The organism is Rossellomorea oryzaecorticis (assembly GCF_038405515.1).
In the GTDB taxonomy this organism is placed as follows: Bacteria; Bacillota; Bacilli; order Bacillales; family Bacillaceae_B; genus Rossellomorea; species Rossellomorea oryzaecorticis_A.
Genome location: NZ_JBBYAF010000016.1, coordinates 35435 through 56464, shown reverse-complemented (window position 1 = coordinate 56464; position 21030 = coordinate 35435). Strand labels below are relative to the sequence as shown.

Below are 21030 nucleotides of genomic sequence, written 5' to 3'. Positions count from 1 at the left end.
AAACCTCCTTAACTAATTACAGTCGCTTTTGTATTCGTATTCTTTGGATGATAGAAAGTTATAAGTGCAAGGTGCAGGTAAATTAAACCTGGCCTGAGAGAGGCTTTGTTACACCGCAGTTGAATTCCGTGCAAGACTTCGCTTTCCGCGGGTGACCTGTGAGCCTCCTCGGCTTCGCCTGCGGGGTCTCACATGTCTAGCTGCAGGGCTTAGAGGCACATGTCATAAGTCAAACCGTCCAAGAAGGCAAAGGGCGCCTTCTAGGTCGGTTCGCCTTATGCCAACCGCCTCTGAGCAAAGCCCTTCCGCTTTTCGAATTGGCCACTTCTCCCGCAGGAGTCTTCGTCTTGCACTCCAATCAACTGCTGGAACCTGTTTAAAAGTTACTTATCTTCTAACAGAATCCTTAATGTTTATCCCCTTTCAAATACACACCATTATTCATTAAGACTGCTTGTTTACCAGTTTAACGGAAAATGTTATAGAAAGATGTTGGAATTTGTCAGCTCGCGGTCGCTGATTTCGCTAATCTGTTTATAGGCAGTCTGCACGGTTTCTTTATCTTGTTTTTCTAATCCTTGAAGCAGGTTTAAAAGCTTTTCTTTTATCTCAGGGGTTATTTTTTTTTCACCGATGATTAAAGTTTCGTAATCATTCAGGACGTTCCAGATTCTATGAGACAAATAATTGTTGCTTACGAGAATGATGTCTTCAACTATTTCTCTCCAAGTAAGAGTGCCCTTATTCTCGGCAACCTTTGTTATGAGCCCGGACACATCAAGTTTTTGACAGAAAATTGTACGAAGCGCCTCTTTTTCAATCATCGTTTTCGTACATTTAACATCGTCCTGGGCCTTTTGATCCTGTAGAATGAACATCCCGAGAAGGTCGATCAGATGATGATCCCTAAAGTCTCTCAAGAATGTTCCTTCTCCTCTTCTGGTTTCGATCAACCCTAATAGTTCGAGGGCCCTGAATGCTTCTCTGACAGAAGAGCGCCCGACATTCAGCCTTTCAGAAAGTTCCCTTTCAGAAGGGATTTTATCTCCCTGCTTGAGGCCATCTTTCGATATCATATCTCTAAGTTGGTGAACAATTCCAATATATACTTTGGATTGAGAATGGAGAGAGTTCACTTTAGACATTATTCACTCTTCCCGATGACTGCTAACTCTTCGGTTTTTTTACGGATTTCTTCAGGATCTATCTTTATACGGGCAACCCCCGTTTCCATTGCCGTTTTGGCTACCGCAGCTGCAACAGCAGGTGCTACGCGCTTATCAAACGGTCCAGGGATGACATAGTCAGCGTTCAACTCGGTTTCACTGATCAAATCTGCAATCGCTTCAACGGCTGCCTGTTTCATCTTCTCATTGATATGAGTGGCGCGCACATCCAAAGCACCGCGGAATATACCAGGGAAAGCAAGTACGTTATTCACTTGATTAGGGAAATCAGAGCGGCCGGTACCTACCACTTTTGCTCCTGCGGCTTTTGCCAGTTCCGGCATGATTTCAGGGACTGGGTTCGCCATTGCAAAGATGATCGGGTCCTCTTTCATTGATGAGACCATTTCCTCGGTCAATGCCCCTGCAACAGAAACTCCGATGAATACGTCCGCATCCTTCAGTACATCGCTGAGTCCGCCTTCAATGCGTTCACGATTCGTGAATTTTGCCACTTCATCTTTAATCGCGTTCATTCCTTGTGAGCGTCCCTCATAGATCGCTCCTTTAGAATCACACATAATGATATCTCTTACACCATAACGATAAAGAAGTTTGATGATGGCAATGCCGGCAGCTCCGGCACCATTGGCTACCACTTTGATTTCGGACATTTTCTTGCCGACGATCTTCAATGCATTCACCAATCCCGCAACTGTAACAATTGCAGTACCATGCTGGTCATCGTGGAATACAGGGATGTTCGTTTCTTTTTTTAGGCGTTCTTCGATTTCAAAGCAATTCGGAGCGGCAATATCCTCTAAATTCACTCCGCCGAATGTCGGTTCAAGAAGCTTTACCGTCTCAACGATCTTGTCCACATCCGTTGTATTCAAACAGATCGGAAATGCATCGACACCTGCAAAGCTCTTAAACAGAACAGCTTTCCCTTCCATAACTGGAAGAGAGGCTTCCGGACCTATATTCCCAAGACCAAGTACAGCAGTCCCATCTGACACGACAGCTACCATATTGCCCTTCATCGTATAATCATAGACTGTTTCGGGTTTGTCATAGATCACTTTACATGGCTCTGCAACTCCAGGTGAATATGCCAGACTTAAATCTTCGGCATTTCTTACCTCTACCTTTGATTTGGATTCAAGTTTTCCTTTATTTACTCGATGCATATGCAAAGCTTCTTCGCGTAATGACAATATTCATTCACTCCTTCTCAAATTCCGTATTATATATTCTTTTTTATCGATTCTTTAATGATTGTGTCATCTAATTGCATATAGAATCCAAGTGGTCAGACCACCTTTTTCTATTAAACAATAATATAAATGTTGATTGAAGTAAAGCATGTTATTTTAAAACGACATTTGCTTTTCCTAAAAAAGCTTCCAATTCATTCAGCGCATCCTGAGTAGGGTCGATTCTATAAAAATCAGACAGTTTTATACTCGTTTTGTCTTGTTCAATATAAACAATCACAGGCTGCGTTCCTCTGTTTCGCTGAATGATTTGCTGTATGTCCTTCATGGAGCTATCCTGTTCCTTGTATAAAGGGATTTTTAAAAATAATTTCGTTTCCCGCTTTTCCATTCGTTCTTTGATTTCTTCGATGGTTTGCACTTTATTGATGATGAGCTGCAGTTTACTGTTTCGTTCTTCCGTTTTCCCCTCAAACCATAACACATTGCCTTCTTTTAAATGTGTCATAATTTGACGATAGACTGCCGGAAATACGACAGCTTCCACATCACCTGTTTCATCACTGATTTCCAGAAAGGCCATGACTTCCCCTTTTTTCGTCCGGATCGAGCGTATCGAGGTAATATATCCCCCTATCGCCGTCCTTGATCCTTGTGTGGAATCTGAAATCAGTATAGCACCAAGGTCCTCGAAAAGAGCTCTGTATGAAGATACTGGATGATTGGACAAGTACAGACCGAGAACCTGTTTTTCAAAGCTTAATTTCGTTTCCACATTCATATCTTCCACTTCTACATATTTCGGTTTAAGCAGGAAAGCTTCTTCTTCCTTAAACAAATCATGATCATCTTCAGGGTTAACGAGTTCTGCATGCTGAATCGCCACGTCCAGACTGGCGAGAAGCGTTGCCCGGTCGACATTGAATTCATCAAATGCACCGGCCAGGACCAGGTTCTCCAATATCTTCCGGTTTATGATCTTCGATGAAACCCTCATGCAGAAATCGAACAGATCATCAAATGGCTTCTCGTTTCTTACCGCGATGATTTCTTTGAGAGCCTGGGCCCCGATCCCTTTGATCGCCCCTAAACTATAGCGGATTCCACCTTTCCCCTCTACCGAAAAAACAAATTGGCTGCTATTGACGGATGGGGGCAGGATATCTATCTCATATTGTTTGGCTTCTCTTATATACTGAGAGATTTTCGTTTCATTGCCAACGACCGATGTAAGAAGGGCTGATAAGAAGTAAGCGGGATAATGTGTTTTCAAGTAGGCTAACTGATAAGCGATCATACTATATGCAACAGCATGTGATCTGTTAAATCCATAATCCGCAAACCGGACGATAAGGTCATAGATGCCATTCGCCACACTGGTCGTGTATCCTTTCTGAATGGACCCTTTTACAAAATGCTCTCTTTCCTGATCAAGCACATCTTTTTTCTTTTTCGAAACGGCCCTTCTTAACAAATCGGCTTCCCCGAGGGAGAATCCTGCCATTTTTGAAGCGATTTGCATGATCTGCTCCTGATACACGATGACTCCATACGTCATTTCAAGAATCGTCTTTAAGTCCGGATGAGGATATTCCATGCTTTCCTTTCCGTGCTTCCGATTAATATAGGTCGGGATGTTTTCCATCGGGCCCGGTCTGTAAAGGGCGTTTACGGCTACGATATCTTCAAAAGAAGAAGGCTTCAGTCTCGTCAATACATTGCGCATCCCCTCCGATTCCAGCTGAAAAATGCCGTTGGTCTGACCTTTACTCAGCAGCTCGAAGGTTTTGCCGTCGTTGGCCGGAATGCCTTCCAGGGAAAAGCGTTTATCCCTACCCCTCCTGATGTTCTTTACGATTCTTTCTAAGATGCTTAAATTCCGGAGTCCGAGAAAATCCATTTTCAGCAAGCCGATTTCTTCAAGGATATCCATCGAATACTGGGTCAGATGAATCCCCGAGGCACTTCCCTGTATAGGGATCCACTGCACCAGCGGGTCTTCGCTGATCACAACACCGGCCGCATGAGTAGAAGTATGCCGCGGAAGACCTTCAAGCTTAAGGGCCGTATCAAAAAGCCTGCTATACAATTCATTAGTCTCGATGAATTCACGAAGCTCTCTTGATTTTCCGTATGCTTCTTTCAAGGTAATGCCCAGTTGATTCGGAATCAGCTTCGAAAGCTGCTCCTGTTCCTTCATATTCAAGCCGAAGACTCTTCCTGTATCCCTCAAGGCAGCCTTCGCTGCAAACGTACCGAAAGTGATGATCTGGGCGACATGAAGAGATCCGTATTTAGCCTCTACATATTCAATCACTTCATCCCGGCGGTGATCCGGAAAATCGATATCGATATCAGGCATCGAAACTCTTTCAGGATTGAGAAAACGCTCAAAGAGTAAATGATGCTTGATCGGATCGACATCGGTTATACGGAGTGCGTAGGAAACGAGAGAGCCCGCTGCAGAGCCCCTTCCCGGACCGGTGAGAATATCTCTTTCCCTTGCAAACTTCATAAAATCCCAGACGATAAGGAAGTAATCACTGAACCCCATCCTCCCGATGACTTCCAGTTCATAGTCCAGTCTTTCAAGATATTCAGGCGTCACTTCATCAAGTCTTTCACTCAACCCTTTTTCACAAAGATGGGTAAGTTCATGCTGAGCAGTGACTCCTTCAGGCAGAGGATACTTCGGCAGGAGCTGCTGATGAAACGGGATCCTGACATTGCATTCGTCCGCAATCTTCAATGTATTCTCAAGTACATTCACTTCTTCTGAGAATAACTCGACCATTTGCTCTCTTGACTTGAAGTAGTACTCCTGCGACTCCAGTACCACCCGCTCATCTTCTGAAAGCTTGACTCCATCCCGGATCGCATTCATGCATTCATGTGCAAAGTGATCCTCCTGGTTTAAATATTGAACATTATTTGCCGCGACCATATTAGCACCGGTTTCCCCGGCTGTTTTTTTAAGAAGAGGAATGATTGTTTCTTCTGCCTTCAACCCGTGTTTTTGAAGACTTATATAAAAGGAACCTCGTCCAAACATCCTTTGGTACGTATGTATGGCTTCCTTCGCCTTATCAACTTCATCATTCAATAGATGGGTTTCTATTTCACCGTGAGGACCCGGGGTGATGGCAATCAGTCCTTCACTGTAAGAACTGAGCCATTTAAGGGGAATTCCGTCCGAGGACTTGGCTCCGATAGCACTCGATATTTTTAATAGATTCTGATATCCCCTATTATTCTTGCTTAACAGCACCAAGGGAAAGGAATGATCGTCACTGACTGCGACATCTGCCGTCAAACCGATGATCGGCTTGATTCCTTCCTTCATGCACGCCTTATAAAAAGGAATGGCGGCATACATCATATTTCTATCAGTCAATGCCAAAGCCTTATATCCGAGCGTTTTTGCCTTATGTACAAGTCCATTAATGGAGATTGTGCTGGAAAGTAAACTATAAGCGCTTGCTACTTGTAAATGAACAAACGACATATTATGCACACCCTTTTAGTTTCAATATACTTTTATTATAGGTAAGAAAAGCAAAAAAAGAAAATATGTTCTCCCTCATATCTCGTCCCGGGAATCATATAGTTATCGTAAGAGAGATTTGCAGATGGAGATGATAAAATGGCTGAAGCCTTTTTTCCTGAATTGATTAAAAGTTTCTTTATCGCCCTGGGCGTATTACTGGGAGGGTCTTTGATGGGTGGTTTGGCTTCGTTTGCGATGGGTCAGCCGCTGTTCATCGAGATGTGGCGCCTCTCCAATTTTTTGCGGATATGGGCGATCATCGCTGCAATCGGAGGGACGTTTGATACAGTTTACAATGTTGAAAAAGGATTTTTGAATGGGGAAACGAAAGAAGTCTTCAAACAGTTTTTATTAATTCTTTCTGCCTTGGGAGGAGCCAACACCGGTGCCATGATCATTTCATGGCTGACTCAGGAGCATATTTCATCATGAGGATCCCGCCCTTTTACAGACTTCCTTCCTGGCAGCGCTTTTTCGCCGGCATGGTTGTAGGGGGAGTCATCAGCTGGATGATTTTCATTTATATGTTCGGGGTCATGCATGAAAACCAGACCAAGCTGATTGAAGAGCAAAAAAATGAAATCAGCAAATATAAAAATACCCTCTCCTATCTGCAGGAAGAATACAAACAACTGAATGAAGAAAACGAAGAACAGCTTACCATCCAAGAAGTGAAGATTAAAATCCAAAATCCGACCAAAACAAAAATCGAGCTGCTCAGCATCCATGAAACCGAAGACCGGCTCAGTGAGGACCTTAGGAGTTTGATCAATAAGGATCTTGAATCCGCTTATGGAACCCGTGATCTGATTAAGAAGATCATCGAAAATAAAACCGTGGAGTTAAATGACAAGTCGTTCACCTTTAAAGTGCGTGAGATTTATTTCTGGACAACCACGCAGATCACATTGGAGCTAAAGTACGAAGAATAAAAAAGCTCCCGGTAATAGGGAGCTTTAAATATACTAATCTGTCTCAAACTCTTAATGATCTCGGCACACCTCACGCAAATCCCGCAGCACTTCTTCCTTCTCTTCCCATGAATAAATCGAAGCTCCGGCTGCCAGCGGATGTCCGCCGCCATTGTATTTTTTTGCGATTGTATTTATTACTGGACCTTTCGAACGCAGGCGGACGCGGATCTGGTCATCTTCTTCGATAAAGAATACCCATGCTTTGATTCCTTTTACATTCCCTAGTGTACTTACCAGCAGGGAAGCCTCCGCCGGAACCACTCCATACTGTTCAAGGATTTCTTTGGACAAGATCATCTGGCCGCACCCGTCTTCATCCATTTGGAAGTTTTGGAGGACGAATCCATGAAGCTTCAGTACATTCTGATCGACTTCATACATTCTATTGAAAAGTTCATTTCGGTCAAAGTCGAAACGGATCAATTCTCCTGCACTATCAAATGTTTTCTGCGTGGTGCTCGGATAAAGGAATCTTCCTGTGTCTCCCACGATGCCGGCAAACAGCAGGCGGGCAGCGCTGTCAGGAAGAACCAGCCCTTTGTCCTTGCCGTATTGGTAGAATTCATAAATCATCTCACTGACAGAGCTGGCAGCCGTATCAATCCATAAATGATCACCATACGCATCTTCGTTTGGATGATGATCGATTTTCACCAGCTTATCCCCCAGTTTGTAGCGGGTGTCACAGATCCGTTCTTCATTGGCAGTGTCACAAACAATGATCAGAGCTCCTTCAAAGACTTCATCCTCAATAGGATCAAGGCGGTTCAGATAATGAAGTGTTTCTTCTTCAAGCCCGACCGCATATATATTTTTATCTGGAAATGAAGCTTTAAGCATTTCGGCTAGACCGCCCTGTGAACCATATGCATCGGGATCGGGACGGACATGTCTGTGGATGATGATCGTTTTATATTGTTTGATTAAATCCAAGATCTGTTCTTTCATAAGTATCTCCTTTTTTCACGAAATTTTCATTTGGCAATCTGTTCTCTTACCTGTAAAATAGTAGCGAGTAAGCCAACACTGGAGGACAATGATTATGTATTTTCTCGCTTTTTTCATTACATTAGCTTTTACATTTTATATTTTTTATAAAGTGAAGCAAGTCAGAAGCAACCGCCCGATGGAGAAGAAATGGCTGTCTGCAAAGGCCAGTATGGCGCTCGGCTTGTTTGTTGCTTTATTCGGTGTCAATCAGCTTGTATTGTTCCCTGGTACCATCACGTATATCGTAGGTGCCCTGTTCATCTTGATTGGTTTAGGGAGCTGCTGGGCAGGCTTCAAGCTTTATAAGCATGTCCTTCCCTACGCAGAACGTGAAGCAAAGGAACTGAACGGCAACTAGTGCCAAGAAGACCGGAATCATCATTCCCGGTCTTTTTTTAATGCCTGTCAATCAACTGACAGATCATCAGAGACTTCCCAACCAGGATTCCATCACTGTATACTTCCACATCCACTTTACCGAACTTTCTCCCTACATCGAGGACCTTCGGGTGTATTTCAAGCATACTTTCCATCTGCACCGGCTTGATAAAATAAATTGTCATGTTCTCGACAACGAGATCTCCTTTTTTATAAGGTTTCAACACCCGGTTGGCCGCTTCTGTCATCAGTGTGGTGAATACCCCGTAGGACATGGTGCCTAGTCCGGTCGTCATTTGAGGGGTGACCGCAAAATGATAGATTTCTCTATCCCCTTTTTTCTCACCCGCTTCGACTCCATTGCTGATCAGGTCATCGATCGTTTCTCCCACCTGGGGCTGTCTTTGGATCATTTGGAGCGCCTTCAAGACATCCTGACGTGAAATGATTCCTTGCAGCTTGTTCTGTTCATTTACCACTGGCAGGACCTCGATGCCTTCCCAGATCATCATGTGCGCTGCTGAAGCAACACTTGTCTTTGCACTGACTGTGATCGGCTGTTTGGTCATGATCTTATCAATGCCGATATGCTTTTCCTGCCCCATTACATCTTTGGAGGTCACCATTCCATGCACTTTCAGGTTTTGATCGACGACCGGAAACCTGCTGTGGAAGGTGTATTGATTTTTTTCGTACCAATCTTCAAGTGTATCGTTCACATATAAATAAGCCGTGTTATCCACTTTCGTCAGAATATCTTCTACGAGGACGATTTCTTTTTTGATCAACTGATCATAAATCGCCCTGTTGATCATTGCCGCTACGGTAAAAGTATCGTAAGAGGTGGAAATGATCGGAAGTTCCAGTTCATCAGCAAGCTTCTTTACTTCATCTTCGGTATCGAAGCCGCCTGTGATCAGGACGGCAGCTCCCGCTCTTAACGCATGTTCATGCGCTTTTGTCCGGTTTCCGACGATCAGCAGGTTGCCCGCTTCGGTATACCGCATCATCGCTTCGAGCTTCATCGCACCGATGACAAATTTATTGAGCATCTTGTGAAGACCTGTTCTTCCGCCTAGAACTTGTCCATCAATGATATTTACCACTTCGGCGTATGTCAGCTTTTCGATATTTTCTTTTTTCTTCTGTTCGATCCGGATCGTTCCGACACGTTCGATCGTACTGACATAGCCTTTTATTTCCGCGTCTTTAATCGCTCTATAAGCTGTTCCTTCACTGACGCTCAGTGCTTTTGCGATTTGGCGGACGGATATTTTTTCTCCGACAGGGAGGGAATCTATGTATTCTAAAATTTGTTCGTGTTTGGTTGCCAAGCTTTTCACCCTTCTTTTATACGTCCTGCTTAATAGTTTCATTATAATGTGAAAAGCTTGGGGTTTCAATTTTATCAGGGGGTTTAATGGCTTTAGCCTTTATGCCTCCCCTGAATACCGCTTTTGATTTCCGTGGAAGACTTCGCTTTCCGCGGGCGGCCGGCGAGCCTCCTCGGCGTTCCTTTGGGGTCTCACCAGACTCGCTTTTCCCGCAGGAGTCTTCGCCTTCCACTCCAATCAACAGCTAGAACAATATGAAAGAAATTTTCAGCCTGTTTCACCATCATCCAAAGGATCGCAGCTTCTTTTTTCGTAACGTAGAAGTCTTTCCCTTAGTACCTTTAATACCTTTAGATGCTTTGGCAGGGCTGAAAAGCAGTGCGGCAAGGTTGCCGGCAATCACGAATGTGGCCAGGACAAGCCATCCGATTGCGAATGCACCCTCGAGTCCCCCGGCTTCAATTGATAATCGCGGAGCTGCATAATACAGTAAGGCACCTGTCAGTAACAGGCAAAGAATATACCGTTGTTTTTTCACAATATTCCTCCTCTCTGAGCATGTTTCATATATATGCAAAGAAGGACAAGATATTGTGTAAAAACTGAAAAGAGAGTGACGCATAGGTCACATCGAACTTCTATACATCACTCTCTTCTTTCATCAATATTCGATTATGTCGCCTGCGGACATGACCTGTCCGTCAGATTCATCGAGCATCTGCACAAATTGATGCGGATCCTGTTTGATCGGCGGGAAAGTATTGTAATGAATCGGGACGACCTTCTTCGGTTTCAGGAAGCGTGCAGCTTCAGCCGCATCCTCAGGCCCCATCGTAAAGTTATCCCCGATCGGCAGGAATGCCAGGTCAATCGGATGACGTTCGCCGATCAGTTTCATATCTGAAAATAGGGCGGTATCCCCTGCATGATAGATTGTTTTCCCTTCGATGAATAGTAGAAGGCCTGCGGGCATGCCCATATAGATGATTTCATTTCCATCTGTAATGAGTCCGGAGCCGTGGAAAGCCTGCGTCATCTTTACTTTTCCAAAGTCAAACTCGTACGCTCCGCCAATATGCATAGGATGGGTTTTAACCAGCTGCCAGCTGAGGTATGTCGCAAGTTCATGGTTGGCAATGACAAGTGAATCATTTTTCTTAGCCAGTTCCACCGTATCCCCGACGTGATCATTATGTCCGTGTGTCAGGATGATCACGTCCGGCTTTTCCTCTTCAACCTTAAGATCTGTCAGTTCATTTCCTGTAATGAAGGGATCGATTAATATCGTCTTCCCATCCGTTTCAATTTTCACTACTGAATGTCCGTGGTAAGAAATCTTCATTGTATCTCCTCCTGCATGATCTATTATTGTATATAGTTTGATATACCCTGATTTTCAGTTTTTTAAAAGTAAATCTCCTTTAATACCGCTGTTGATTTCCGTGGAAGACTTCGCTTTCCGCGGGCGGCCGGTAAGCCTCCTCGTCGCATGCGCTCCTGCGGGGTCTCACCTGTCTCGCTTTTCCCGCAGGAGTCTTCGTCTTCCACTCCAATCAACAGCTGGAACCACTAAATACTTAACAATAGTCTTTATCATAGTAAAAAAAACAAAAGCCAGCCCAGAGAGTTTCATCTGCGGCCGGCTTGGGTGTATTAAAGCTGTTGTTGAAGTTGTGTTCTTGTATCTGAATAATCTAGACCGTGTGCTTCTGCAACAGCCTGATACGTTACGTATCCGTTTAGAGTATTGATTCCTTTAAGCAGTGCTTCATTGTCAAGGCATGCTTTCTTATAGCCTTTAGAAGCGATTTGGATTGCATAAGGCACGGTTACATTCGTTAAAGCAATCGTAGACGTACGCGGTACAGCTCCCGGCATATTCGCAACTGCATAGTGAACAACGCCATGTTTTTCATACGTTGGATCATCATGAGTTGTAATGCGGTCAGTTGTTTCAAAGATACCGCCCTGATCAATGGCAATATCGACTACAACCGATCCAGGAGTCATTGATTTGATCATGTCTTCTGTTACCAGTTTAGGTGCTTTAGCTCCAGGGATCAGAACCGCCCCGATAACCAGGTCTGCTTCTTTTACTGCTTGTTCAATATTTAATGGGTTAGACATAAGCGTAGTAACATCGCTGCCGAAAATATCATCAAGCTGACGCAAACGGTCCGGATTCAAGTCAAGGATGGTCACATTCGCCCCTAATCCAACAGCCATTTTCGCTGCATTCGTTCCTGCAACGCCGCCTCCGATGATCGTTACTTTACTGCGGCGCACTCCAGGAACACCTGATAGAAGCACTCCTTTTCCTCCATGAATTTTCTCAAGGAATTGAGCACCGATTTGAGTAGCCATGCGTCCTGCCACTTCACTCATTGGAGTAAGCAATGGAAGCGCACGATTCACTTCAACTGTTTCGTAAGCAATCGCCACGACTTTATTTTCAATAAGAGCTTTTGTAAGCTCAGGCTCAGGCGCAAGATGTAAATATGTAAATAAAATCAGCCCTTCACGGAAATATGAATATTCGCTTGATAGAGGTTCTTTTACCTTCATGACCATATCCATCGACCATGCTTCTGTTGCAGAATCAACAATATGTCCACCTGCAGCAATATAATCTTCATCTGTAAAACCTGATCCTAATCCTGCTCCGGACTCAATGTAAACCTCATGTCCGAATTGCACCAGATTTACAACACCTGCAGGAGTCATTGCTACACGGTTTTCATTGTTTTTAATTTCCATTGGCACACCAATACGCATAAATGCCTACCTCCTAATTCCACTATTGCTCTTTTAGAGCATCACTTCATTAATATAACATCATTCTTATCTAATAGCTAAGAGAATCGCCGTCTCTGTAAGCACTTACATTTTAACAAATAAATATAAAAATATCTCTATTTTCTTGTAAAATTATTAATGTTTATTTCTTCGCTTTTTTGCAAAAATTCTTTAAAATAAACCTTGTTACACAACGCTGTTGATTTCCGTGCAAGACTTCGCTTTCCACGGGCGGCCGGTGAGCCTCCACGTCGCTGCGCTCCTGCGGGTAAGAAAAGCGGAAGGGCTTTGTCCAGAGGCGGGTGGCATAAGGCGAATCGGCCACGAAGGCGTTCTTTGCCTTCTTGGACGAGTTGACTTATGACATGTGCCTCTAAGCCCTGCAGCGAGACAAGTCTCACCTGTCTCGCTTTTCCCGCAGGAGTCTTCGCCTTGCACTCCAATCAACAGCTGAACCTCCTAAAACAACAATATAATTAACCGCAATAAATGTGCAAAGGAGAACATTATGACAAAACAACCTTTGATTGAACGGCTCGGTCTGGAGCCGGTCCCAACAGACCAAAAAACAACAACTTGGAAAGAATATTTCATCATCCAGCTTGCCTTTTCGGTCAATGCGGGCAACTTTCTGATTCCCGCATTAGCGGTGCTCGAGGGCGGCCTTTCTTTTGCAGCTGCATTCACTTGCACCCTTTTAGGGGCAATCGCGGCATTTCTATTTGTATCCTTATTTTCGCTGCCCGGAGCAAGATACGGGCTGCCGGCACAATATGTTCTCAGGACCCTGCTCGGTACAAAGCTTTCGATGAGGATCGCTTCACCGATCAGGTCACTGACTTCTCTATACTGGTTCAGTGTGCAGACGATTGGCGGAACGTATGTCTTTTTATCGATCGTTAAGAAGATCACTGGCGTGTCATTGCCTTTTATCCCTATCGCGGCAGGGCTGGCACTTATCATGACGCTGCTTGCTTTAGTCGGATTTCATGCGGTGAAAAAAGCGACAAAATATTTCATTCCTGTCCTTGTTGTCGGACAGCTGGCCATTCTTTATTTATTTATCACCAAGGGACTGTCCCAGGTACCCCTGACTACTTTAGCAGAAGGAACAAAAGACGCTGGAGCCGCTTCATTCTTCTTTTATTCCAGTTTGGTATTCGTTCAATATGTATCAGGTGTCAGCGCATCTTCCGATATTACACGATATAGTAAGAGCAGTGCCCACGGATTTTGGGGACTGTATGGCGGGAATGTGGTCGGTTTCATGATGACGGCTTTATTAGGCGGGTTGAGTGCAAGCTTATTCGGAGAGCTGAATCCATTTGTCATAGCAAGTGAACTCACTTCGTCGCTTATTCTCTTATTCATCATTACTGCATGCGCGATGGTTTCCATGATTTCAATCAACCTCAGCAATGCCTATACAGGAGGCTACAGCTTACTGAATGCACTGCCGGGGCTTTCCCGTATTCAAAGTGCCGCTGTCTTTGGAGCAGCAGGAATCCTGCTTAGCTGTATCCCATCGCTCGTCCTGAATGCCAAAGAATATATCTCATTTCTGGGTATTCTGATCATACCCATTTCAGCGATTGTGACAGCAGATTATCTGTTCGTACAAAAAGGGAAGTTGACCGAAAACTCTTTGCTTCAACTACTGAGTGGGACATCTACTTATAACAAAGAAGCTTTATGGGTGCTAGTCATGGGGATGATTTCGTATGTACTGATCCCTGAAGCTTTTTCGCCCGGCTTTCTTTCCTTCATTTTGACATGTGCTGTCTATACGATAACAAAACAGCGTTCGGTTTCCAGAGAACAGCCGACTCCACTTAAAAATATGCTCGGATAGAAAGAAGGCTGATCCTTCGAATGGATCAGCCTTCTTTCGCTCGTTATTGATTAGTTTCCCCGTGATCTTCATACGTGTCGTAATGACCATTTTCAGTATCGATGACACCGCTCGTATAAGAATTCATAATCTGCTGGCTCACTTGCTCGCTGCCCTGCTCATCGTACGTAAACTGTTCTTTAGGATCTTTTTTCTTCATAGGAAATCCCCCTATTATGAAATTTTCATCACCTTTATTGTTCGATTATTCGCCACAAGCTATGAGTGGAAAAATGTAGTATAATAAAGGTAAGGAGGGGATAACAATGAGTTTAAAATATCAGAACATATTAGTAGCCGTAGATGGATCTAAAGAAGCGGAATGGGCTTTCGAAAAAGCGATTGCCATTGCGAAGCGGAATGATGCAACACTTTCCTTGATTCATGTGATTGATACCCGTTCTTTTGCAGCAATTGAATCATATGACCGCACAGTGGGTGAAAGAGCGATCAATTATGCTGAAGAACTTCTTCAGGAATATAAAGCAGAAGCGGCCGAAGCAGGTGTGTCAAAGGTAAAAACGTATGTTGAATATGGTTCTCCAAAAGTTATCATCCCCAGAGAAGCGAACAAGAACATATCAGCTGACTTGATCATTTGCGGGGCAACAGGATTAAATGCCGTGGAACGCTTTCTTATCGGAAGCGTCTCAGAGCATATTACCCGTGCTGCGCATTGCGATGTCCTTGTTGTACGGACAGAAGATAAAGAAGATTAAAATCACTTTGGAAACAATCCAATAATGAAGAGAGGCAAGGATCATCAAATCCCGCCTCTCTTTCTTTATTGGCTATTTACCATTACATTTTCACTTAAAAGAGTTTTGCCTTTTTTGATTTGTTTTTTCACTTGTTCAAACCCTGTTCCGCCGTAGGAATTCCTTCTTTCAACTGCTGCATAAGGGGCTAAAATGGAGTAAATATCCTCTTCGATAAGCGGCGAATATTGCTGATACCGCTCCAGAGAGACGTCTTTTAAATAGCAGCCTTCCTCGATGCAATGCAGGACAAGCTTTCCGACGATCTCATGGGCTTGTCGGAAAGGAACACCCTTAGCTGCCAAATAATCGGCGAGCTCCGTTGCATTTGAAAAGTCATTCGACACGGTTTCTTTCATTTTTTGTTGTTTAACCGTCATCGTACGAACCATCCCGTTGAAGATTTTCAAAGACCCGACGACTGTTTTGACTGTATCAAACATTCCTTCTTTATCTTCCTGCATGTCTTTGTTATAAGCGAGCGGAAGTCCTTTTAGCACCGTTAGTAACGAGACGAGGTTTCCGTTCACTCTTCCCGTTTTCCCTCTGACCAATTCAGCCATGTCGGGATTCTTCTTCTGAGGCATGATACTGCTTCCGGTCGTAAAACTGTCATCCAGTTCAATGAATTGAAATTCCTCCGTCGACCAGAGGATAAACTCTTCAGCCAGCCGGGATAGATGCGTCATCAAAAGGGAGCTGTTGCTTAAAAACTCCACGATGAAATCGCGGTCGCTCACGGCATCAAGGCTGTTTTCGTAATACGACCCGAAACCAAGCTGTTCTGCGGAATACGATCTGTCAATCGGGAATGTAGTACCTGCAAGCGCACCTGCCCCTAGCGGTGAAATATCGATACGCTTAAGCGAGTCTATTAACCGCTCTTTATCACGCTGAAGCATCCAGAAATAGCACATTAAATGATGGGCGAAAGAAATCGGCTGTGCACGCTGCAGATGAGTATAACCGGGACTGATCGTTTCAATGTTCTCTTCGGATTGAAGGATGATTCCCTCCTGCAGTTCTGTAATCAGTTCTATGATTTCCTGCACTCTCCGTTTTAAAAACAAATGCATATCAGTAGCAATTTGATCATTCCGGCTTCTGCCAGTGTGAAGTTTACCGCCCACTTCACCGATTTCATCAATTAATAGTTTCTCAAGATTCAAATGAATATCTTCATACTCAACAGAGAATTCGAGTTCCTGATCACTAGCTTTTTGATAAAGTGTTTGGAGCCCGTGAAGAATTTGATCGGCTTCTGTTGCAGAAAGAATGTCACACTTTTTCAACATGGTCACATGGGCAATGCTGCCTTCAATATCCTCAAAGACCAATTCCTGATCGAATGAGATGGATGCGTTGAACTCATCCACCCATTCTTCTGGCTTCTTCGTGAATCTTCCGCCCCAAAGCTTACTCATACAGTCACTTTCTCCTTTTTCTCTTTGTTGATGACAGAAGATACCTTGGTCGGCAGACCCCAAAGTTTAATGAAACCAACAGCTGCGTCATGATCGAACTCATCCGCTTTTGTGTACGTAGCCAGATTTTCATCATACAAGGAGTTCGGAGATTTTCTTCCTTCGACGATGGCATGGCCTTTGAACAGCTTCACGCGCACGACTCCATTTACATACACCTGAGTTTGATCAAGAAAAGCTTTTAATGCTTTATTTAGCGGCGAGAACCATAAACCTTCATAAATTAATTCAGTCATTTTTTTCTCGATAACCGGCTTATAATGTGCTAATTCCTTCACTAATGTCAGATCTTCCAGTTCTTTATGTGCTTTTAACAATGTAACAGCACCCGGGCATTCATACACTTCACGGGACTTGATGCCGATCAAACGATTTTCTACGTGGTCGATACGCCCTACTCCGTGTTTTCCTGCAATGACATTTAATTCAGAAATCAGCTGATCCAACGGGTACGCCTGACCATTTAATTCAACCGGCACACCGTGTGAGAAAGTAATTTCCACTACATCTGCCTTGTCCGGTGCATTTTCTATGCTGCTTGTGAGATCATATGCATCCTCCGGCGGAGCGGTCCAAGGGTTTTCCAATACTCCGCACTCATTGCTTCTGCCCCACAAGTTCTGATCAATGGAATACGGCGAATCAAGATTGATCGGAATCGGAATGCCTTTGTCTTTTGCATACTCTATTTCTTCTTCACGGGACCATTTCCATTCACGGACAGGGGCAATCACTTCAAGATCAGGATTCAGAGCCTGGATGGAAACTTCAAAACGCACTTGATCATTTCCTTTGCCGGTACATCCGTGCGCCACTGCCGATGCTCCTTCTTTTTCAGCTACTTCAACAAGCTTACTTGCAATCAAAGGTCTTGAAAGAGCTGAGACCAAAGGATATTTCCCTTCATATAAAGCATGACTTTGTAAAGCGAGTAATGCATAGTCCTTTGCAAATTCTTCCTTTGCATCGATGACATAGCTTTTCGCTGCGCCGACCGTCAACGCTTTTTCTTTTACAAAATCTAAGTCCTTTCCTTCGCCGACATCTAAACAGCAGGCGATGACTTCATACCCTTTTTCCTTTAGCCATTGCACTGCCACTGACGTATCTAACCCACCTGAATAAGCCAAAACCACTTTTTTGTTCAATCGTATTCCCTCCAGTTGTAGTTTATATAAATTGTACCTAGAATCTTTTAGTGTGAATAATTATTCTTTTGAATGAATTTATATTAACAACTTACCGCATTTTTATCAATACTTATTCATGAATTTGTATAAATATTTTATACGATTGTGGTGGAGATGCTGAGATGAATGGATTTAAGAAAAAGTTTGGTGTAGGATTTATGGTAAAAGATAACCTGAAAAGGAGTACTTTCGTTACTATGTGCACAGTAGATAAATTTTTTACATTTGATCCACGTTTAAAAATAGATGTGCCTTGCCTGCTAAAAGAATGGTTTACTTACTCTCCTCAAACTCAGGAACTCATTCTCCTAGAATGGGAAAAAATCAGAGGAGCCATTCCAGACCGCATAGGGGAAATCGAAAAAGAAATAGAGGATTTACAAGCCTCTCTTGCACAAGAGGAGGATTTCGAGGAATCGTGCAGGCTGAATAGCGAGATTTCCGAGAGAGCTTCCGAGATCAATGATTTGTGGATATGGTATCGAACGGCGCCTGACATTCAATCTTCCACCAGGTAGAAGGCAAAGTCACAGGACACGCTCCTGAAAGAGTAAAAAGCGATAGAACCCCTCAGGCCCTATCGCTTTCCAATATTTATTGGTTCTTTTTTAATCTTAAGTAACGGTATTGATAGTATTTTTCCGCAAAGTCGGTAATCTTTCTTGAAAGCTGATAATTCACCCCGGCACCGATCGCCATACTGACAAGCGGCAAGCCGGACCATTTCTTCCCTTTGAACATCGTAATGGCCAAACCTTTCAACGCATGCTTCATCGGTCCTTCCAGCCACGTATAATCAGTCAGCTGCTCCGAGCCGTCATAGAAATAATTCGAATCCTTCTTATTTAAATCTTCCATCAAATCCTCCCAGGCGAGAGCTCGGAGTCTTGAAGGCAGCGTGGATGCATGGAACACTTTCAACGCCGTCATCATTTCAAATGGAGTCTGGACGTCAAATCCATACGTGATGGCGATCAGCTGAACCGAACGGAGGTTGATGACGGCCATCGCCGGCAAATCAGAACCGAGTGCTACGATGCCGCCTGTACCCGTGATCCCGCCTTGGAATAATGAATAGATGCGGTGGCGCCCAGCATGCTGCTCTGCGATATAGTGTAGCTGATCGATCGTGAGGTATTGAAGATCATCAATCGTCTGAATATCCTGATTGAATGCGCGTGCTGTGACAAGGATCCTTTCACGAGCATCATTTTGCATCTGCGATCCCTGGATGAGGGAGTGCATATGAAACAGCCAGCCGTCCAGAAGCTGAAAGAACTGTTCCTGAACATCCGGCGGTACGGATTCAAAAGCGTAATCTAACCACTTAACATATGTATGTTCCAAATCATTTGCTTCATATTCATACAAGTCTTCTTTCCAAGCTTTGATTGACTGCCAAACTTGTTTATCCCGATCTGACCAGCTCATGACTTCCCACTCCTTACAGTTATAAAATTAATTTTAGTATATCATAAATAATTGCTGACATTCTGCTCTTCAACAATGGAATTTGAATTTTCTGTTATCGGACTCTAATCATATTTATCATTCCTGACATAAAAAAACAGGATCACCAATAAGGCAATCCTGTTTTGATATGTTTGGGAGAGAGACCATCCTTTATCATGCTAAAGGCCCGTCCCTCGGTGCTTTAAAGCGTTAAATATTTCCTTTTGCCATTACGTCGCGTGCAATCATGACTTCTTCGTTTGTCGGGATGATCATGACTTTTACCGGTGAATGCGGATAGTTGATGAATGTTTCTTCACCGCGCACGTTGTTGCGTGCAGGATCCCAGTATACGCCCATGAATTCGAGACCTTGCAGTACTTTTTCACGTACAAGGGTGCTGTTTTCACCGATACCCGCAGTGAAGACGATCGCATCCACACCGTACATGCGGGAAGCATAAGATCCGATATATTTGTGGATACGATTTGCGAATACTTCCAGTGCAAGCTCTGCACGTTCGTTTCCTTCAGAAGCCTGCTGCTCGATATCCCGAAGGTCGCTTGAGAATCCGGATACACCAAGCATACCTGATTTTTTATTAAGGATGTTCAGTACTTCTTCAGCCGTTGAACCTGTCTTCTCCATGATGAATGGAATCAAAGCAGGGTCGATGTTTCCTGAACGTGTACCCATCGCTACCCCAGCAAGCGGTGTGAAGCCCATGGATGTGTCGATCGATTTTCCACCTTCAATGGCAGCGATACTCGCACCGTTACCCAAGTGACAAGAGATCAGGCGTACTTGCTCTTTAGGACGTCCAAGCATTTCAGCCGCTCTTTCAGATACGTATTTATGCGAAGTACCATGGAATCCGTATTTACGGATGCCGAAATCTTCATAATACTCATATGGAAGGCTGTATAAGAATGAGCTTTCCGGCATGGATTGGTGGAAAGCCGTATCGAATACTGCTACTGCAGGAACATTCGGAAGCACATTTTTGAATGCTTTGATACCTGTTAAATTCGCTGGGTTATGAAGTGGAGCCAAGTCTGAAAGCTCGTCGATCTTTTCGATCACTTCATCCGTAATCAGTACAGATTCATTAAATAATTCTCCTCCGTGAACTACACGGTGGCCGATCCCCTGGATTTCATCAAGAGAGTCGATGATACCGAAGCCAGTCAGTTTCTCAAGGAGCATTTTGACCGCTACTTCATGATCCGGGATATCTGTTGTTTCCTCTTTCTTTTCACCGTTCACTGATATATTGAAGATCGCATTATCCAGTCCAATACGTTCAATAAGTCCCTTTGTAATAACTGTTTCTTCCGGCATATCAAATAACTGAAACTTCAAGGATGAGCTTCCAGCATTGATCGCAATAATTTTGTTTGCCACGTTGTATCGCTCCTTTAAGTTATAGGATCTTTACTATCTATATTGTGTTCATTGAATCACATTTTATCTCTCAATTTCCCATTTAATCACTGTACACCCTCTATTTCAAGAAAAAGCTTGAAATGACATCGTTTTCATGATAAATTAAATATTTTCACAAAATTCGAAAAGGCATTACTTTCTCTTATTACCGCATTTTTATGGCTGCTAAACAGAAATCAGAGCAATAATAAACTGGGACAAAACGATAAAACCTCCCCATTAATACGAAAAATTTCAGTGTAGGCTCTTTAATACCGCTAATGATTTCCGTGCAAGACTTCGCTTTCCGCGGGTAGCCCGTGAGCCTCCTCGGAGCTGCGCTCCTGTGGGTTAGAAAAGCGGGGGGGGCTTTGTTTAGAGGCGGGTGGCATAAGGCGAATCGGCCATGAAGGCGTTCTTTGCCTTCT

Annotated in this window: 21 protein-coding genes; 6 read left to right on the top strand and 15 right to left on the bottom strand. The window is 43.8% G+C overall.

All coding sequences use genetic code 11. The annotated features are described in order from the left end of the window. Nucleotides 1-479: 479 nt before the first annotated feature. The 3 genes from AAEO50_RS09930 to dnaE form a co-directional block, all read right to left on the bottom strand. Nucleotides 480-1145, bottom strand: coding sequence for a FadR/GntR family transcriptional regulator (locus AAEO50_RS09930; protein ID WP_341983057.1), 666 nt, complete (start codon nucleotides 1143-1145; stop codon nucleotides 480-482). Further along, complete coding sequence (locus tag AAEO50_RS09925; RefSeq protein WP_341983055.1) at nucleotides 1145-2383, bottom strand: NAD(P)-dependent malic enzyme; 1239 nt, start codon at nucleotides 2381-2383, stop codon at nucleotides 1145-1147. Before AAEO50_RS09925 ends, AAEO50_RS09930 begins: the two co-directional genes overlap by 1 nt. 151 nt (nucleotides 2384-2534) lie before the next feature. Next, nucleotides 2535-5888, bottom strand: coding sequence for a DNA polymerase III subunit alpha (gene dnaE, locus AAEO50_RS09920; RefSeq protein ID WP_341983053.1), 3354 nt, complete (start codon nucleotides 5886-5888; stop codon nucleotides 2535-2537). Between the two features lie 138 nt (nucleotides 5889-6026). Between dnaE and AAEO50_RS09915 the strand changes: the two genes are divergently transcribed. Further along, a complete protein-coding gene (locus AAEO50_RS09915; protein ID WP_341983050.1) occupies nucleotides 6027-6362 on the top strand; it encodes a YtrH family sporulation protein in 336 nt (111 codons plus the stop codon). Next, nucleotides 6332-6862: a sporulation membrane protein YtrI gene (gene ytrI, locus AAEO50_RS09910; protein ID WP_341983047.1), complete on the top strand. Its 531-nt coding sequence runs from the start codon at nucleotides 6332-6334 to the stop codon at nucleotides 6860-6862. The genes AAEO50_RS09915 and ytrI overlap by 31 nt, the downstream gene beginning before the upstream one ends. Nucleotides 6863-6913: 51 nt before the next feature. On the opposite strand, the gene AAEO50_RS09905 is transcribed toward ytrI, so the two are convergent. Further along, nucleotides 6914-7852, bottom strand: a complete 939-nt coding sequence (locus AAEO50_RS09905; protein ID WP_341983044.1) for a bifunctional oligoribonuclease/PAP phosphatase NrnA — start codon at nucleotides 7850-7852, stop codon at nucleotides 6914-6916. A 94-nt stretch (nucleotides 7853-7946) separates the two neighbouring features. Between AAEO50_RS09905 and AAEO50_RS09900 the strand changes: the two genes are divergently transcribed. Next, nucleotides 7947-8252, top strand: a complete 306-nt coding sequence (locus AAEO50_RS09900; RefSeq protein ID WP_341983042.1) for a YtpI family protein — start codon at nucleotides 7947-7949, stop codon at nucleotides 8250-8252. A 37-nt stretch (nucleotides 8253-8289) separates the two neighbouring features. On the opposite strand, the gene AAEO50_RS09895 is transcribed toward AAEO50_RS09900, so the two are convergent. The 6 genes from AAEO50_RS09895 to AAEO50_RS21420 form a co-directional block, all read right to left on the bottom strand. Beyond that, complete coding sequence (locus AAEO50_RS09895; RefSeq protein ID WP_341983041.1) at nucleotides 8290-9606, bottom strand: CBS domain-containing protein; 1317 nt, start codon at nucleotides 9604-9606, stop codon at nucleotides 8290-8292. A gap of 16 nt (nucleotides 9607-9622) precedes the next feature. Then, nucleotides 9623-9847: a hypothetical protein gene (locus AAEO50_RS09890; RefSeq protein ID WP_341983039.1), complete on the bottom strand. Its 225-nt coding sequence runs from the start codon at nucleotides 9845-9847 to the stop codon at nucleotides 9623-9625. A 42-nt stretch (nucleotides 9848-9889) separates the two neighbouring features. Continuing rightward, nucleotides 9890-10144, bottom strand: coding sequence for a hypothetical protein (locus AAEO50_RS09885; RefSeq protein ID WP_341983037.1), 255 nt, complete (start codon nucleotides 10142-10144; stop codon nucleotides 9890-9892). A 123-nt stretch (nucleotides 10145-10267) separates the two neighbouring features. Then, nucleotides 10268-10948 (bottom strand): metal-dependent hydrolase, encoded by a 681-nt coding sequence (locus tag AAEO50_RS09880; RefSeq protein ID WP_341983035.1) that lies wholly within the window; start codon nucleotides 10946-10948, stop codon nucleotides 10268-10270. A gap of 311 nt (nucleotides 10949-11259) precedes the next feature. Further along, nucleotides 11260-12381 (bottom strand): alanine dehydrogenase, encoded by a 1122-nt coding sequence (ald, locus tag AAEO50_RS09875; protein WP_341983033.1) that lies wholly within the window; start codon nucleotides 12379-12381, stop codon nucleotides 11260-11262. Between the two features lie 137 nt (nucleotides 12382-12518). Beyond that, on the bottom strand, nucleotides 12519-12698 hold the full coding sequence (locus tag AAEO50_RS21420) for a hypothetical protein (protein WP_425383180.1): 180 nt from the start codon (nucleotides 12696-12698) through the stop codon (nucleotides 12519-12521). Between the two features lie 212 nt (nucleotides 12699-12910). Between AAEO50_RS21420 and AAEO50_RS09870 the strand changes: the two genes are divergently transcribed. Beyond that, nucleotides 12911-14254, top strand: coding sequence for a purine-cytosine permease family protein (locus tag AAEO50_RS09870; protein WP_341983032.1), 1344 nt, complete (start codon nucleotides 12911-12913; stop codon nucleotides 14252-14254). Between the two features lie 43 nt (nucleotides 14255-14297). Here AAEO50_RS09870 and AAEO50_RS09865 read toward each other — a convergent pair whose 3' ends face one another. After that, a complete protein-coding gene (locus tag AAEO50_RS09865) occupies nucleotides 14298-14453 on the bottom strand; it encodes a hypothetical protein (RefSeq protein WP_341983030.1) in 156 nt (51 codons plus the stop codon). Between the two features lie 106 nt (nucleotides 14454-14559). Between AAEO50_RS09865 and AAEO50_RS09860 the strand changes: the two genes are divergently transcribed. After that, nucleotides 14560-15012, top strand: coding sequence for a universal stress protein (locus AAEO50_RS09860; protein ID WP_341983028.1), 453 nt, complete (start codon nucleotides 14560-14562; stop codon nucleotides 15010-15012). A 65-nt stretch (nucleotides 15013-15077) separates the two neighbouring features. Here the strand turns inward: AAEO50_RS09860 and argH are convergent, their stop codons facing one another. Together argH and AAEO50_RS09850 are read right to left on the bottom strand one after the other, a co-directional pair. Then, nucleotides 15078-16475 carry an argininosuccinate lyase gene (gene argH / locus AAEO50_RS09855; protein ID WP_341983025.1) on the bottom strand — a complete coding sequence of 466 codons (1398 nt, stop codon included), beginning with the start codon at nucleotides 16473-16475 and terminating at the stop codon, nucleotides 15078-15080. Next, on the bottom strand, nucleotides 16472-17683 hold the full coding sequence (locus AAEO50_RS09850; RefSeq protein ID WP_341983023.1) for an argininosuccinate synthase: 1212 nt from the start codon (nucleotides 17681-17683) through the stop codon (nucleotides 16472-16474). The genes argH and AAEO50_RS09850 overlap by 4 nt, the downstream gene beginning before the upstream one ends. A 239-nt stretch (nucleotides 17684-17922) precedes the next feature. On the opposite strand from AAEO50_RS09850, the gene AAEO50_RS09845 reads away from it, so the two are divergent. Further along, entirely contained in the window at nucleotides 17923-18243 is a 321-nt protein-coding gene (locus AAEO50_RS09845; protein WP_341983102.1) for a hypothetical protein, read from the top strand. Nucleotides 18244-18319: 76 nt separating this feature from the next. On the opposite strand, the gene AAEO50_RS09840 is transcribed toward AAEO50_RS09845, so the two are convergent. Next, complete coding sequence (locus AAEO50_RS09840; protein WP_341983022.1) at nucleotides 18320-19156, bottom strand: EcsC family protein; 837 nt, start codon at nucleotides 19154-19156, stop codon at nucleotides 18320-18322. 231 nt (nucleotides 19157-19387) lie between these two features. Beyond that, complete coding sequence (locus AAEO50_RS09835) at nucleotides 19388-20581, bottom strand: acetate kinase (protein ID WP_341983020.1); 1194 nt, start codon at nucleotides 20579-20581, stop codon at nucleotides 19388-19390. Nucleotides 20582-21030: the final 449 nt, after the last annotated feature.

Coding starts and splice junctions, on each gene's coding strand:
- AAEO50_RS09880 (WP_341983035.1), bottom strand. CDS start 10,948: ATGAAGATTTCTTACCACGGACATTCAGTAGTGAAAATTGAAACGGAT.
- argH (WP_341983025.1), bottom strand. CDS start 16,475: ATGAGTAAGCTTTGGGGCGGAAGATTCACGAAGAAGCCAGAAGAATGG.
- AAEO50_RS09900 (WP_341983042.1), top strand. CDS start 7,947: ATGTATTTTCTCGCTTTTTTCATTACATTAGCTTTTACATTTTATATT.
- AAEO50_RS09915 (WP_341983050.1), top strand. CDS start 6,027: ATGGCTGAAGCCTTTTTTCCTGAATTGATTAAAAGTTTCTTTATCGCC.
- ytrI (WP_341983047.1), top strand. CDS start 6,332: ATGGCTGACTCAGGAGCATATTTCATCATGAGGATCCCGCCCTTTTAC.
- AAEO50_RS09905 (WP_341983044.1), bottom strand. CDS start 7,852: ATGAAAGAACAGATCTTGGATTTAATCAAACAATATAAAACGATCATC.
- AAEO50_RS09840 (WP_341983022.1), bottom strand. CDS start 19,156: ATGAGCTGGTCAGATCGGGATAAACAAGTTTGGCAGTCAATCAAAGCT.
- AAEO50_RS09930 (WP_341983057.1), bottom strand. CDS start 1,145: ATGTCTAAAGTGAACTCTCTCCATTCTCAATCCAAAGTATATATTGGA.
- AAEO50_RS09860 (WP_341983028.1), top strand. CDS start 14,560: ATGAGTTTAAAATATCAGAACATATTAGTAGCCGTAGATGGATCTAAA.
- ald (WP_341983033.1), bottom strand. CDS start 12,381: ATGCGTATTGGTGTGCCAATGGAAATTAAAAACAATGAAAACCGTGTA.
- AAEO50_RS09865 (WP_341983030.1), bottom strand. CDS start 14,453: ATGAAGAAAAAAGATCCTAAAGAACAGTTTACGTACGATGAGCAGGGC.
- dnaE (WP_341983053.1), bottom strand. CDS start 5,888: ATGTCGTTTGTTCATTTACAAGTAGCAAGCGCTTATAGTTTACTTTCC.
- AAEO50_RS09845 (WP_341983102.1), top strand. CDS start 17,923: ATGTGCACAGTAGATAAATTTTTTACATTTGATCCACGTTTAAAAATA.
- AAEO50_RS09870 (WP_341983032.1), top strand. CDS start 12,911: ATGACAAAACAACCTTTGATTGAACGGCTCGGTCTGGAGCCGGTCCCA.